The 14870-nt window shown below is 56.2% G+C and carries 7 protein-coding genes; 1 reads left to right on the top strand and 6 read right to left on the bottom strand.

The features are described 5' to 3' along the window. Positions 1-10: 10 nt before the first annotated feature. From QEH57_RS04500 to QEH57_RS04490, 3 genes are all read right to left on the bottom strand, one after another. Positions 11-712: an HAD family hydrolase gene (locus QEH57_RS04500; protein WP_309005483.1), complete on the bottom strand. Its 702-nt coding sequence runs from the start codon at positions 710-712 to the stop codon at positions 11-13. Between the two features lie 115 nt (positions 713-827). Next, the gene (locus QEH57_RS04495) at positions 828-5882 is read right to left on the bottom strand and encodes a hypothetical protein (protein ID WP_309005482.1); all 5055 of its coding nucleotides are present in this window, start codon (positions 5880-5882) and stop codon (positions 828-830) included. 67 nt (positions 5883-5949) lie between these two features. After that, entirely contained in the window at positions 5950-8514 is a 2565-nt protein-coding gene (locus QEH57_RS04490; RefSeq protein WP_309005481.1) for a chitobiase/beta-hexosaminidase C-terminal domain-containing protein, read from the bottom strand. 968 nt (positions 8515-9482) lie between these two features. Between QEH57_RS04490 and QEH57_RS04485 the strand changes: the two genes are divergently transcribed. Next, positions 9483-11465 (top strand): hypothetical protein, encoded by a 1983-nt coding sequence (locus QEH57_RS04485; protein WP_309005480.1) that lies wholly within the window; start codon positions 9483-9485, stop codon positions 11463-11465. A gap of 139 nt (positions 11466-11604) precedes the next feature. Here QEH57_RS04485 and QEH57_RS04480 read toward each other — a convergent pair whose 3' ends face one another. From QEH57_RS04480 to QEH57_RS04470, 3 genes are all read right to left on the bottom strand, one after another. Continuing rightward, positions 11605-12342: a pseudouridine synthase gene (locus QEH57_RS04480; protein ID WP_343224752.1), complete on the bottom strand. Its 738-nt coding sequence runs from the start codon at positions 12340-12342 to the stop codon at positions 11605-11607. A 214-nt stretch (positions 12343-12556) separates the two neighbouring features. Then, entirely contained in the window at positions 12557-13531 is a 975-nt protein-coding gene (locus tag QEH57_RS04475; protein WP_309005479.1) for a DUF4097 family beta strand repeat-containing protein, read from the bottom strand. A gap of 129 nt (positions 13532-13660) precedes the next feature. Next, on the bottom strand, positions 13661-14791 hold the full coding sequence (locus QEH57_RS04470; protein ID WP_309005478.1) for a DUF4340 domain-containing protein: 1131 nt from the start codon (positions 14789-14791) through the stop codon (positions 13661-13663). Positions 14792-14870: the final 79 nt, after the last annotated feature.

Below are 14870 nucleotides of genomic sequence, written 5' to 3'. Positions count from 1 at the left end.
AAATGGCTATTCAAAGGGATGCGAGGAGCTCGGGTAGTTGTTTGATGGATGCGATCTCGTGAAACTTGCTGTGCTCGTTGGGGACGGTTTCGACGCGTTCGTGCTCCCAGGTGAGGTGGTAGGGGATGTGCACGCCGTAGCCGCCGAGTTCGAGGACGGGAAGGATGTCGGATTTGAGGGAATTTCCGACCATGAGGACTTGGCTGGGCTCGATGCCGTGTCGCCGAAAGATGCGGGCGTAGTCTTCGCTGTTTTTGTTGGATACGACTTCGATGTGCTTGAAGTGCGAGGCGAGGCCGGACCTGGCGATCTTGCGTTCCTGGTCGCGGAGGTCGCCCTTGGTAATGAGGATGAGGTCGTGGGTTTGGCCGAGGTCGGCGACTGTTTCTGCAGCTCCGTCTATGAGCTCGACGGGGTGGGCGAGCATGTCTTTGCCGAAGTCGATGATACGGCGGAGCTCTTCCGCTGGGATGGCTCCGTCGGTGAGCTTGATGGCGGTCTCGATGCTGGAGAGAGTGAAGCTCTTGACGCCGTAGCCGTAGAGCTCGAGGTTGCGCATTTCGGTGCGGAAGAGGGTGCTCTCGACAGTCTCGGCGTCGTGGTACTCGGCGAGGAGCTGGCAGTACTTGCGATGGTGCTCCTCGAAGAGGTTTTCGTTGTGCCAAAGCGTATCGTCGGCATCGAATGCGATGGTGTGAAAGGTGGCTGTCATTGTTCGCTGTTCGCGGTAGCTTGCGGACCGTTTTTCATTATCAAAATGAGACGGAATGTATCTGGTTTTAGGATACGGTTTTGGTTACGGTGGGTGCGAAAGTTCCTGAAGCGCTTTACTGGAAATTTCCTGCGGGATGTAGACGGACGAAGACTTTGGAGGATTGAGGTGTGAGTGGGATGCTGGTCGTTTTCTTTTCGGTGGAGTTGCGAGTGGTTATGGGGGCTACTTCCCAGTAGATTAGGTCTTCTGAATAGAATAGTTCGAAGCTTGTTCGTTCGTTTGGCGTCCACGAGCATTCCAATGTCGAAGGGGTCGCTTGCGCTTCTAGTTTTGGGGCTTCGAGGATCTGAGTACTGGGATTTTTGGTCGATACAGTGAAGGAGGGAAGCTCCAATTCTCCTTCGTCCCAGATCATGGTAACTGAGTAGGTTCCGGCGTGCAGTTGGGAGAGTGGAGAGAGGACGAGGCGGTTCCCGTTTTCGTCAGGGATCTGCTCACCGTTGCGCTTCCATAGGTAACGCATTTTCGGATTGTCGACGTCGATGGCTAGGGTCGTTGTCGAACCTATTTCCGCGACTAGGTTTCTGGGTTGCCTTGTGACGGCAGGAGGGCCTTCGAAGGAGTAAATCCTAACGGAGGACTTTTTCGAATCGAAGTCGAAGGAGGTGTTTGCAAAGCGGTTGCCGAAGCTCGCTCCCAATGAATCGTCGAAACGAATGCCTGTCGAAGTATCGATCTCTCCGGTCTCGGTGAAGATGAGTCTTTCTGCAAGTATTCGACCGTTGGGGAGCGTCCTTATGAAGCGCGTGTGGAATCGGGGGTGGGAATCGCTACGAAAGGTTGTGTCGCGGCTGCCGTCTGGATTGAATCTTTGAATCGTTAAGGAATCGGCTGTTTGGGCCAGGATTTTGCCAGTGCGGTCGGTGGTGATATTGCGGAGCGGTTCCGCGTTTGGATCGAAAGCAAAGGAGTCGTCGGCAGATCCATCTGCGTTAAGTTTGAATAAGCGGTTTGGCTGTTCCTGAAGGATGTAGATATTCCCCTCTGGCCCGACGGCGGCGGAGGTGAACCACGCGATATGCGGAAGCGTTCCAGACTTGAAGGTCGGGTCAATTGATCCGTCCAGAAGATATCGCGAGACACGGGTTGTGCTAGGGCGACTGGCTATGGTGAGAAGGCCTGGTTTCTCGCCTTCGTGCCTGAACACTAGGGGGACTCTTCCTGTCAAGTTATCAATCTCCCAACGGACGACGAAGGATCCTGATGAGTCCAGGAGGTGAACGGTGTACACGTAATTAAACTTAGTTAGTGCGGCAAGGTAGTCTCCGTCCAAAGCGATTATGTCTATCAGAGAGTGTCCGTTTAGGTCTTCCAGATCGGTCTTGAAGGCTGTGTCGAGGGTGCCGTCCGCGTTCATCTTTGCGATGGGGCCGGTCTCGTATCCGTTTACGTGAGTACCTGGGTGGGCAATGAAGAGCGCGTTTCCGTCTCTGTTCGAGCGAACGAAACTTGGCTGGGCAGGAACAAAATCAGTGAGAGTTGTGGTCGCTACGAGCGTCCCGTCCGGGTTGACGAGTACGGCGCCCGATTGGTTCGAGCCGTCTCGGGTTTTCCCGAGTAGAACAACTTGCTCGCTCGGTAGTGCATGAATTGAACTATAGGCGAGTAAACCAGTGAAGGAAGAAGGTGTATTGAAATTATGACTACCGTCCGCTTGTATCCAAAATGTTTTGGTTTCCTTGAAGCTATCCCCTTTATAGGCGACTAAGTAGCGTTTTGTGTCGTCGTTGCCGACAGCCGCGAAAAACTCCGCGTAGGGTACCGTCCAGTCAGTGAGGTCGATGGTCCATTTTTCATCGCCGCCTAGGGTGCGGGCGATGAGCTTATTTTCGTCGGGAAGGTTGTATAGTACGGTTCCGTCGGCCCATATGGCGGTCAGATGCTCGTCGCTTGAACTGTATCCGAAATAGTATCGGTTGTTTTCTGCGGCCGCTGCTCCATCCGCATCGATACGCGAGACATAGTTGTCTCTCAGGTTCATTAGCGTGTAGGTTCCGTCGTCTAGTTGGAGCGAAAGGGGACCGTAGAATTGGTTGGCTCCGTACAAACCGGTGAACTGTTCGTTTCGTTTAAGTTCTTTCGTTTCGCCTGATGGCGAGATTTCGACGGCTTGGAACCCAGTGTCGACCCATGTCGTACCATCGGGCCATTGTTGGAAGGTGGGAAGCGGCAGGAATCGTCCTTCGATGGTGTGAGCTCCGAACGTGTCATCGATTGTATAATCGGTATTGAGTCGGACAAAGCGGGTTACCTTCAATGAGCCTTCTGGATAGAAATCCGTGTATGCGAATTTAGTTCCGGTGCGATTGCATATATAGAGTTTATCGTAGCCGTTTGGGAGAGCCGGCGTGGGCAATAGGATCGGGTCCGAAGCGCTCGCGTCAATGTAGTGGTATTTAAATACGGTTTCGAAACCGTCGGAGCTTTTGGTGGTTTTGGTGAGATAACCGCCCTGCTCGCTGGGGAGGATGTCGAAGATATGGCTTTGTTGCTTGGCTGTGATTTCGAGGGATACGGCGCGCTGCGAGTATTCTGTGGGGGACGTGAGTAGGGCTGGTTGGGACCAGCTGCTACCAAGCTCGTTGGTGGCTTTTAGTCGGTAGGTTCCGAGGCTTTGGAGACCTGCATCGTCAATGCTTAGTCGGGGGAAACTTTCGCCTGGGATGGGGATGCCATCACGATACCATTGGTATTTGGGAGCGGGAAGAGCTGAGGCTCCTGCCTCGAAAACGGGATCTTCGCCAGCCACGATTTCCCGATCGCTAGGATGGGTTGTGAATGTGGGGCTCTGTGGCGGGAGGAGAGTGATGGGGCCGAAGGTGTGGATTTTTCCCTCCGCTTCGGCATGAAGGACGTAGTTTCCGGCATCTGAGGCGGTTAGACTTGGGAAACTCAGGGAGCTACTGTTTTCTCCTGCCAATACTATTCCATCTTTACGCCAGCTCAATTGGATATCCTCGGCATCCAGAATGGTTATGTCGATGGAAAGAGGGGCAGCCGAAAAAGATACTTTTTGGAGGAAAGGGGTGGAGAATCCAATGGCATTTTTGTTGTAACGGGCATTCGCATCTATGGAGCCTGAGCCAATGAGAGCGGTGCCTGATATGTATAGGTCGCCTGTTGCGGAAATATCGACCTGAGCGCCTTCCCACTGCAGGGTGGAATCTACCTCGGTGACTTCCCCGGAAGGAGAAATGGAGAATAGCGTTTCTCGGGAAAATTCGCCCGGCTTGGATCCAAGTCGGGCGGAGGAACCGTCTCGGGCGTAAACGTTTGTATTAGGCGGCACGAGTAGGTTCTTGCGGTCTTGGGAAAGTTCGATCGACGTTTCTGGGGCGTAGGTCTCGTCGAGCGTTCCGTCGAGTTCGAAGCGAGCTCCAAGCAACTTTTCGCGTTTCTCTTCACCGATGCGTACGCTGGGGATATAGATTCCGTTTGCGGTTACACGCATCCGCGTGAGGTCGCCGTACAGGTTCTTAATTTCGAATGTTGGGTCTACGACTCCGTGGAGGTCCATGCGGTTGACATGTTGCGCTTCTGCCCCGGAGGAGCCTTCCGTGTAATAGATATGTTCGTCGGATATCGTGAGTATGCTAAGGTTGGCGGATAGCCTCGGAAAGCGGGTGTCGACGCTGCCGTCCTTTTGCAGACGTACGTAGGCTAAATCGTGCCCCCATTTTCCGTTCGTTTCGCGGGCCATGAATCCGCCGTCGGGGAACTCGCCTGCAAACCAGTAGTTAGGTGGGACGTTAGGCCGATCGAGCAGGCTTATGGTTTCGTCGTAGAATTGAAAGTCGGAGGTGACGAACGTTCCGTTGCTCAATGGAGTGAGCTTGCGGTTGTAGTCCCTTTCGAAAGTCGTTCTGCGGCTGCCGTCTGCTCTGAAGATGGCGGTGCCGGTCATGAGTTCTCCAGAGGGTGTCCAGTGGGCTGAAGTTGCAGCGAGGGATTCTAGTCTACCCGCTTCGGTAGCTGTCGCGGTTCCGTCTGTGGAGATTATTGCATATCCGGCACTCTCGGTTTCTGTATTCATTTTTCCGAACACGAGCAGCCCTTGTTGGGTTGCCGCAATCGCTGTGATGGATCCTCGTTCGGTTGACGCGAATAGGCCGTTTTTATCGAGTTCGAAGCTGCTATCAACGTTTCCATCGCGCTGGAGCTTGATGATGGGCGGTAACGTTTGCCCGAATTGCCCACTATAGCCGGATACAATATAGGAATTGTCAGGCGCTAGGAATATCTCGCTGCTGCTGTGTATGTAGAGGCCATTGGGGGTGGAAAAGGTTGTGTCGATCTTTCCTTGTGCGGTGAGACGAAAGGGTGACGGTCCATCGATGGTATCTGATAAGATGAGAATGTCTCCGTTACTGAGAGCGTGGAGCGCGTATGGGTTGTAGTCGAGATGTTCGCTGTAGAAGCCCTGGGGATCGAATCCGCTGGTCGCTTGACCGTTAGAGTCGAGTTTCATGAAGGAACCGACTTTTAGCGTTTCACTGTTCCTGTATTGGCCAACGAGGAGGTATTGCCCGTTTGGCAGGGGATGAATTGTTCGGGTGTCGCCTTTTACTCGTGGGGCGTTGAAGCTGTTGTCGAGGTCGAAGGTCCCGTTGCTGTTCAGTACGTAGCGTTGCGCCTGGGTGTATTGGCTGTCGGGAACTCGTGAATCGTATTCGTTTCGAAATGCGAGGATACGATTGTTTTCGAGTAGAATGTGTCCGGATAGTTCTCCGAGATCCGTTATTTTCAGTATTTCCCCTTTGGAGGAAAATTGAACGAGCGATCTGGCGTCGATCCCCAGCTCCGGGGAGCCTTGGGTGAAAGTAATGCTGTAGGAGCCGTCGCTATTGAGGACGGCTTGGTTGACTTGAGTGTTGAGCAGTGGAAGGCTTTTGGAAAAGGGCTTGAACTGGCCTTGCAGCGTATACAGGGCGAGCCCTCCGGCAGCTTGGTCGTCGATCAAATCGAAATCGCCGTTCGCGAGGTAGCTGCCGTTGCTCAGCTCTATAATTTTGTTTGGAGCGACGGTGGTTCTTTGGTCGAGGTCGAATTCTTCACTTAATTTGTAGTTGGAGGAAGAGTACGAAAGGGGCAATAGGGTTGTGACCAAGGTTAGAAGGTAGGAGACCGTTTTAAAAAATTGAGGACGCATGGTTAGGACTGTTATGAAAGAGGTTTCAGGGGACTAGTACGCGTAGGAATATTTCGTTTCCGTTCTCGTCGTAAGGGCTGATCGTAAAGGGGATTCCATCGCTTAGGGTCAGGAAGGTGTACCCCGGAGGGGTCGACCAGTTTACGAGATCATGACTGCGTTGGAGAAGATAGTGGCGTCCTTCGGGAATGTAGAAGGAGTAGTGAGGCTCTTCGTCACGGGAGCTTAGGTTTTCCTCGATGATAACTCTGGATCCGAGCGGACTGGCTGCTTTGGCGATGGTATAGCTGTACCCGAGCTCCATCCAGGCAAGGGGCTTGCCGTCGTTTAGCTGGAGGGGAGTTGGATTGTAGAAATTGTCGAGAGGGATGATATCCCCGTTCGCGCGCAGAGCGTTGCCACCCGTTTCGAGGATCCTGATAGCAACGATGTCGTTCGGGCTTGGTCCGGAGTATCGGTAGTCACCCCAGAGCTTTACGGTCCCATCCGCTTGAAGCGCGGCGGAGAAGTCGCGACCGGCTTCGATGGCGATTACGGAGCCAAGGTCGGCGGGCGTTTCTTGTATTCCGTCGTCGGTCCATTCGAGGACTTGGCCGTTTGCGAGGAGGGCGAGTTTGCGTTGTTCGCCGTTTGCGATGGCTATGGCTGGAGCGGGCAGATCGGGAACGGTTTCGGGCGTTCGGGTAAAGTCTTCCCACGCGAGTACGGTTCCGTCGACCTTTAGCGCCAGTAAACTGTCTGCCACTGCCTTGATCGATATGATTTCGGTCAACGCTTCGGGTACGTTCAAGAGCGTTCCGTTGGTGTTCCAGATGGATACGGTTCCATCGGAGTGGAGGGCGTAGCAAAGGCCGCTGCCTGCTTCGACGCTCACGACGTCGTTCACGGAGAGGCTGCGGTGCCAAGGTTCGTCTGACCACGAGAAGGCAGTTCCGTCTGCTTTGAGCGCGAGGATGAAGGTTCTGGCCGGAGCGACGGCGACGGCTTCGTTGGCCTCGGCGGGGAAATTCAGGAGTTCGTTGCCGACGGTCCCGTGGCCGAGTAGTTTCACCACAACTACGTTTTTGATCAGTTCCAAGCTGCTAGCGTAGCCTTCCCCGATACAGCGGGCTCTGAGCTTGAGAGTCGTTTCGTAGGGAATGGGGGCTTCGTAGACGGGGGAGAAGCGGGTAGGTTTCGATCCGTCTAAGGTGTAGTGGACGGCTCCGTGGGCGTTGGGGTTTCTAATTTCGATAGTACCGCTTTCCGCGAAGGAATTGCTGTCGTCGAATTCACTTTCTGGCGGTAGCAGGATGGGCTGGAAAATTGCTTCGAGGTTGAGGTCGGAACTAAACTCTAGGTTGATTGGGTTTTGTTCGGAGTCTAGGTCGCCTTGCCAGCGGCTAAATCCGTAGCCTGCTTTGGGGATGGCGGTGAGCCTTAGGGATTCGGAGTTTTGAAAGCTGAGCTTCTGTTTGCTTTTTCTTACGGAGCCGAGCGTTGCATTGTAGGCGATTGAAAGTTGGTGGGGTTCGGTTTGGGCGTGGCGTTGGGCAGTGACCGTGCTGTAGGAGGCATTGACTGCTATCACTTTATTGAGTCGAGGATCGGGCTTATCCGAACTCGTATCGGGCCAGTGTTTGAGCGTCCCGTCGGATTGGAGACCGAAGACGGTGTTGTAGGAGGTCGCGATCGCCGTGATGTCGGACCAGGACGCGAGGGCTGCGGTGAAGGGGCTGTTGTCTCCATATCTCCTTTTTCCGGTTACGGAGCCGTCATGGTGCAGGGCGAGTTGGAAGTCGTTGCCGAAGGCGAATGCGATCGCGTTGTCGAATCCGCTCGGAAGGAACTGGTCTTTCCAGGAATCGTAGCCCCAAACGCGCACGCTGCCGTCCTCGAGGATGGCGTAGGCGAGGTTGCCGTCGATGGAAGTGGCTATGACGTTAGTTAGCTCGGCGGGTGGATCGAGATCGGGAGAGCCGCCCCAAGCGACTAGAGTTCCGTCTTTGCGTAGGGCGAGAGCCGAATCGCCGCTAGCGTGGATGGCTACCACATTGGAAAGGTCTTGAGGGACCTCCGTTTGTCCGTAGTCGTTCTCCCCCCACGCGTAGACCTTTCCGCCCTTCGAGAGGGCGAGCGCGAAATCGTGGCCGGTGGCGATTTGAATGATGTCGTCAAGTCCCTCGGAAGGAGGCTGCGTTTGGCCGAAGGGGACGTCGAGGGGGGCGAGGGTTCCGTCGGTGTAGAGGACGACAAGCCCGCTTTCGTTCGCCGATACTGAGTCGATTTGGTTCTGAAGGTTTGGCAGGGGGATATCTTCTCCGAAGCGCCACGCGTCCAGCTCCTGGATCTTTAGGAAGCTTCTTGTGCTGACTTGGCTTTCCGCTTGGTTGGGAGCCTTTGCTACGGCACGAACTATGGTTTGCCCGTGGATGGTGAAGGGGCTTGAATAGCTGATGCGGGCGGATGTGTTACCATTGGTTTCCAGCGTGTACTCGATGGTGCTGCCAGGTGTCTCGGCCTCGATGCGGATGACTTGGCTGTCGTAGAATTTGTTGGATTCTGGGTAGATCGCAGGTGGAGGCGTAGCTTGCTGCTGGGCAAACGCCATTGCAACGGATAGGTGGGCGAGAACGAGGTGGAAGAGCGCCTTTAGGTGCCACGGGGCTAGAGAACTCAGAGGTAGGTTGGGTCTGTTCCTCCGTTTGCTGATCTGATTCAATTTCAAGCCCCGATACCTAGCTTTATGTACAAGGAGGAGACAAGATTTCTTTAGGTGAATCTACCTGTCTAGTCGATCTGGTAGGAAGGAGGGAAGTATAACGGACTCTCTGAGTATAGGTCGAAAAGGCGGGCGGATCCGTTCCGTGGGCGATGTCGATTTCACGGAAGGCGAGGGAGTAGCAGGCGGACCGTTTGGGGGACGCTGAGGGGGGAGGTTCGCCGTTTCCTAGTCGATGCTTTATTTAGCCCAAGGGATTCTGGGCGTTGCGGGAAAAGCTTTCTGGGTGGAATGCGGGTGCCGTTGGAATGGGTTTTCGAGGAGGATAGAGGGGTACTTTCAAGTTTTTCGTTAGGGAGTTTCCGGTGGGAGCAGCGTTGCGAAAAGCATGCTGGGACGTGTCGGTTGGAGGAGTCGGCATTCGATTGCGAGCATAGAATGAGGCGCCCCTGTTGCGACCCGAAACATTCTGGGAGGGAGGATGGGGCGGGGTGGGGGACATGCCTGGGCGGACCTAGGGAAAAGAGTTCGCTGGTTTTTCAGGACGCTCGGAAGGCGCGGAGCGGAAGAGTCCCTGAGGATGTTGGGAAATTCCGTTTGTAAAACCTGGGTTAACAGAAAATCGGGTCAAGGGCCTCGGCCATCAGGCGTTTCACATAGCTCTTTTAATTTAACTCTGGAAGATGTTCGTGAAGACTGTATTTGAAAATTGGTTACTAGTGATTTTTAGGGGGCAAGCTCACTTGGCTCTCTCTAGCAAGCGGCGCCTGTCGAGGCTGAGAAGTTGCTGGGCTGCGGCACTTTCAGGGGGTTGTGTGGTTCTCCTCGCAGGAGTTTCGAGCTCTTATAGCGAAACGTTGAAGCTGTCGTGGACGGACCGTTCGGACAACGAGGACGGGTTTTGGATCGAACGTTCGGTCGATGGCATCGACTTTGTCGAGGTTGGCGAATCCGTCGCCAATGGAACGTTGTTTATTGATGAATCAGTACTCGCTGGAAATCGCTATCACTACAGGGTTCGCGCTTTCAACGCGTATGGAGCATCCGAATACAGCGACGTTGTAAGCTCGGAGATCAGAAGCGAGGAAACGGAATTGGAGATTCAGGACGGTCCGGAATCGAGTGTTATCGGAGAGATGTCGGTCTTGGGAGAGAGCGTTTTCGATGTGGGGGCGCGAGCGTTTGCAGTTTCTGCGTCGGGCGCTGGCTACGAACAGGTTTTGGATGAGTTGCGCTTTACGCAGACCGCAGTGGAAGGGGATTTTAAGTTGAGAGTGCAGGTTCACGCCTTCGAAGCGGACGGGAGCTGGGCGCGAGTGGGCCTGATGGTGAGAGAAACTCTCGGGCAGGATGCGATGCATGAGTCTATCGTGTTGAATGGTAAAGGTTATGTGGAGAGGCTTTCCCGGAAAGGGACAGGACTTAAGGTTGCCTCCACCGTGCAGGCCGTCGCGGGCGATACCGTGTTTCTGGGCATCGAGCGACGAGCTGGCGTGGTCTTTTTGAGCTACTCTTTGGACGGGGAGGTCTGGAAGGAAGTAAGCGGTTCTCCTAGCCAAATGGATGGCAACGTTCACGTGGGAATCGCAATCGGCTCGGAACGAGATGGTCGGCTTTCCGCGGCCCTCGTTGAAGTGCTGGAGTCGGATTTGGTCGCTTTCAGCCAGTGCTCGACGGACTGGCCCTATTTGCTAGGGCTACCGATTGAGGAAAGCGTTATTGGGGAGATGGATGACGTTGGATCGTATGCTTACGATGCGGAGAGCGGGAACCATGTTCTCGAAGCGTCTGGCTTGGGATTTGAGCAGCTGGACGACGAGTTGCGTTTTTCGAAAGTGACTGTTGACGGTGATGTCGACTTCTCCGTGAAGCTCAGCGAGCTGGAGTTGGATGCCGGTTGGGGACGTGCAGGTATCATGCTGCGTTCGAGCCTGGAGCAGCGGGCGGCGCACCTTTCCGTCGTGGTGAATGGCTATGGCAATTTCGAATCCTTGGTTCGCAGGAGCGACGGGACGAAGGTCGTAGTGTCTAAGGGACGGGCGGCGCCCTCGGTCGCCTTCCTCAGGATATCCAAGGTCGGAGATTGGGTGCGAGGTTATGTCTCGGCGGATGGGAACGCTTGGACCTTGTTGGTCGAGTCTGAAGTCGAGTTGGGCGAAACGTTCGACGCTGGCTTGGTAGTGGGTTCGCAGTATGACGGTCGTTTGTCCCGTAGTCGTTTCGAGGTCTTGAACGAGGAGGAAATCGACGTTTCCCCTGGGCCCGAAGCGCCGGAACAGACGGAGCTATCGTTGCTCGGTCACGTTGCTCGTTCGTCTATCGTGGGCGAAATTTCCGAGCAAGGGATCACTCTGTTCGACGAAGCGACAGGTCTTTACTTCTTCAGCGCCTCGGGGGCTGGCTACGAAAGTATTGACGATGCTTTGCGCTACTCGTGGGTGCCGGCGATCGGTGACTTCAGCTTGAAAGTGGCGCTCCATGATTACGTGGCGGACGATGGCTGGAGTCGAGTCGGCCTGATGGTTCGTGAAGGTCTCGAGCCCGATTCGCCCCATGCGTCGATCGTTTTGAATGGCAACGGGATTTTTGAAACGCTGGTACGGACTGCGCTCGGATCGAAAGTCCAGGTGTCGGGAAGGGGAGTTGCGGGCTCGACCCCGCAGCTACGCTTGGATCGTGTAGGAGCACGGATCAAGCTGTATGTCGCGGATAACGGTGGCCTCTGGCGCTTGGTGAATGATTTTGAATTTCCTTTGGCAACTGACGCTATGGTTGGCTTAGCGATCGGTTCGCAGCGGGACGGCGACCTCTCGAGTTGCGTGGTCGAGCTCTTGGATTAACAATCCCTTCCTTCTGAAGTTCAGAGGGCGCGGCTTAGCAGCTGCGCCCTTTTTGCATGTCAAGTCAGCGCGGCCCAAGGTCTTTGGACGAATGAGGTATAGGTTCTGAGAGGCAGCCTCAGGGGCGGGCTCGTGCCTGTTAGAATATGCGAGCGAGGGCGGCTTGGAAGCTGGCTTCGAGGGGGCAGTGGATTTGCACTTGCTTGTCTTCGAAGGGGTGGGGGAAGGCGATGTCGGTGGCGGCGAGGAGGAGGCGGTGGATGGCGAAGTTGGCGCGGGCGAGCTTGTTGGCTTTGTTGCAGCCGTGGCGGACGTCGCCGATGATGGGGTGACGGATATGGGCGAGGTGACGGCGGATCTGGTGGCGTCGCCCGGTGTGCGGATAGAGCTCGACCAGCGAGTAGCGGGTGGTGTCGTAGCGCTCCGTTGGATACGGGAGTTCGGTGATGGCGAGGCGCTTGTAGGCGGTTTCGGCTTCTTGGGTTTCGGCGCTTTTCTTGTGTCCGTCTTGGTCTTCGTACTTGTGCAGGGGGGAGTCGATGACGCCGCTTTCGGGAAGGTGTCCGCGTACCACGGCCCGGTAGGTCTTTTGGACTTTGCGTTCTTGGAAGAGGATGGAGAGGGCGGTGCCGGCTGCTTCGTCGAGGCCGAAGAGGAGGATGCCGGAGGTGGGGCGGTCGATGCGGTGGGCGGGGTAGACGTGCTGGCCGATTTGGTCGCGCAGGAGCTGGATGGCGAAGCGGGTTTCTCGCTTGTCGATGGGGCTCCGGTGCACGAGCAGTCCGGAGGGCTTGTGGATGGCGATATAGCGGTCGTCTCGATACAGGACCTCGAGGGGCGGCTCGGAGGCGGGAGGTGTGAGTGGAGCGGAGTTAATAGCGGGAGCGTGTTTGCGGATGGTGGTGCGAGTTTCGTGTTATTTTGTCCACGAAGCTGAGGAAGTTGCACGAAGGAAATTGGGGTTTTGGCTTGGAGAAACGCAAAAGCCCGCATCTCTCGATGCGGGCTTCCTGCTACCATACGCCGAACGGGGCTCGACGGAGTCTATTTTTTGACCGTACTAGACAATTGGTTTCGGGGCGGCTGATGCCTTAGATTTCCTTGATGGTGACGCGGCCGCCGTTGGTGGTGAGTTTGACGAGGGGGCCGCCGCCGTTGACTTCGCCTTCGATCTTTTTCTTGTCGAGGGATCCTTGGAAGCTGCCGGGGTGGTTGAAGGAGACGCCGCCTCCGTTTGACTTGGCGTAGACTTGGAAGGCTTGCTCGCGGGGGAGGGAAATGCTGACGCTGCCGCCCGAGGTTTTCAGTTCGGCGGGCGCTTGCAGGCCGGAGGCGAGGGTGGCTTGGACGTTTCCTCCGGAGGTGCCGAGCGAGAGGGGTTCGAGCAGGACGCCGCTGAGCTGGGCGTTGATGTGCCCGCCGGAGGTGTGGGCCCTGAGGGCGGAGATGTCGCCCTCGATGCTTATGTTCCCGCCGGAGGTGTGAAGCTCTACGGCGCCGACGAGGCCTTCTACCTTGATATTGCCGCCGGAGGTGTGGGCTTGGGTGTCGCCTGAGATTTGCTCGAGGCGGATGTTACCGCCTGAGGTTTTGATTTCGAGAGGGGCGGAAATGTCGCTGGCGGAGACGTTTCCACCCGAGGTTTTAAGGGAGAGCGGGGCGCTCATGGCCTCGGCGCTGAGGTTTCCGCCGGAGGTTTTCACGTTTGTCGCGACGGATGCGGGGAGGTGGAGGGTGGCTGCCTTGTAGCCTTTTTCGTCGCCCCAAGAGAACCAGGAGCTCTTCTCTTTGGCGTGCTCGATTTTTATGACGAGGCGGTCGCCGTCGCGGGTGACGGATTGGGTGACCTTTTCCGGGTCGAATCCGGTGAGCGGTTCTTCGAGGCTGAGTTCGAGGTCGCTGCGGTCGGAGCCGATGAGGGTGACGTTCGCTTTGGAGATGTGGAAGTCGACCGTCTTAATGCCGGCGAGGTCGTGGATTTGGACTTCGTCTGCGGCGGAGGCGCTGGCGGCGAGGGCCAGGGTGGTGAGGGCGAGAAGGGGAAGGGAAAGTCGTTTCGTATTCATGGGCCAGTTTGGTGTTTCTGGCCTCAGTATACGCGGCGGGGCGAGTGAGGTTACGGGATTTTTTTTCTGACGGAGGAAGTGCCCTTCGAGGTGGGGCGTTCTCTCGAAGGGCGGTGATATTACAGGAGCCTATTCGGCAGCTGTCTCTTCGACTGCTTCCTCTGTTGGCTCGGAGTCGCTTTCCGGTTCTGGCTCCGGCTCCGGTTCTGGGATGTCGGCGAGGAGGGCGTCGAGGCTCTCGGGGGCGGCGGTGTAGAGGGTGCTGGTGGTGGCGAATGCGGTGCGGGTCATGTAGTCGTTGATGGGCGCCGTTTCGTCGCTACTGGAGATTTTGACGAAGACGGCACCGACGGGCGTTTCGACTTCTTCCTGCGTTTCGGTGATGGTTTCGCCTTCGTCGTTAGTGGTCTCGACTTCCTTTTCGACTTTCACTTCGGGACGGCGTCCGGCGGTGATGGTGTAGGTGGTATCGTCGGCGAGCGTGTAGCTGATGGTGTAGCTGTGCTCTTGGGCTCCGACGACTTCGGGGTCACCGTGTTCGGCGAGGCGTATGAAGTTTATGGATACGAGGCGGTTGAGGGCGCGGGTGATGGCGCCTTGGTCGAGCTGCTTGCCGTCGGGAAGGCTGTCTTCGGTGGTCCAGTCGTCGTTTTCGGACTCGCGGGCGACGCTGAGGGTGTCGCCGTTTTCGAGCTGGAAAGTGGCGGAGCGGATTTCGTCGCGTTCGGTCTTCAGAAGGGTTTTGTCGAGCCAAGAGACGGGGTCGCCGTTGACGGAGAAGGAATCGCTGGCGATGAAGGCGAGCTCTTCCTGGCCGAAGCGGACGAGCTGCTTGCCGGCGTCGGTCTCGCGGCCTAGGTCGAGGGAGAGCACGCTGTTTCCGTCTGCGTCGTGGAGGTTGATGTAGTCGATGCCGAAGCCGAAGTCGGCGATGCGTTCGGGCTTGCGGGAGGCGATGCGCTGGAGCTTGGTTTCCTTGAGCTGGTTGGTGAGGTCGGTGATCTTCTTAGTGTCGGCGGGGAGGTTGTGACGTTCCTGTAGTTGCCAGTTGGATGCGTCGGCGTCGTAGCGGAAGGTCATGGACTCGGAGCCGCTGATGAGCTCGAGGGTGGTGACCTTGTTGAGGTCGTCGTTGGAGACGATGGCGGTGCCGAGGCGTGGATCTTCCGGTTTGGCGCTATCGGCGCTTTTTACGAAGTAGGTGATGCCGGCGGCGACGGCGAGCACAGCGGTGGAGATGTAGAGTTTGTTGAGATTCATAGTGCTTACGCTGGGTGTTGGTTTTCGGTGCTAGGTTGTGGGATCTGGTGGTGGGGAGCGGGAGGCTCCCGCTGCTTTG

This window comes from Pelagicoccus sp. SDUM812005 (genome assembly GCF_031127875.1).
Lineage (GTDB): Bacteria > Verrucomicrobiota > Verrucomicrobiia > Opitutales > Opitutaceae > Pelagicoccus.
Note: the sequence above shows the minus strand (reverse complement) of the source record. Positions and strands in the feature narration are given on the sequence as shown.

Bases quoted from the DNA above. Each gene is read 5' to 3' on its own strand.
- QEH57_RS04500 (WP_309005483.1), bottom strand. From the start codon at position 712: ATGACAGCCACCTTTCACACCATCGCATTCGATGCCGACGATACGCTT.
- QEH57_RS04490 (WP_309005481.1), bottom strand. From the start codon at position 8,514: ATGGCGTTTGCCCAGCAGCAAGCTACGCCTCCACCTGCGATCTACCCA.
- QEH57_RS04475 (WP_309005479.1), bottom strand. From the start codon at position 13,531: ATGAATACGAAACGACTTTCCCTTCCCCTTCTCGCCCTCACCACCCTG.
- QEH57_RS04470 (WP_309005478.1), bottom strand. From the start codon at position 14,791: ATGAATCTCAACAAACTCTACATCTCCACCGCTGTGCTCGCCGTCGCC.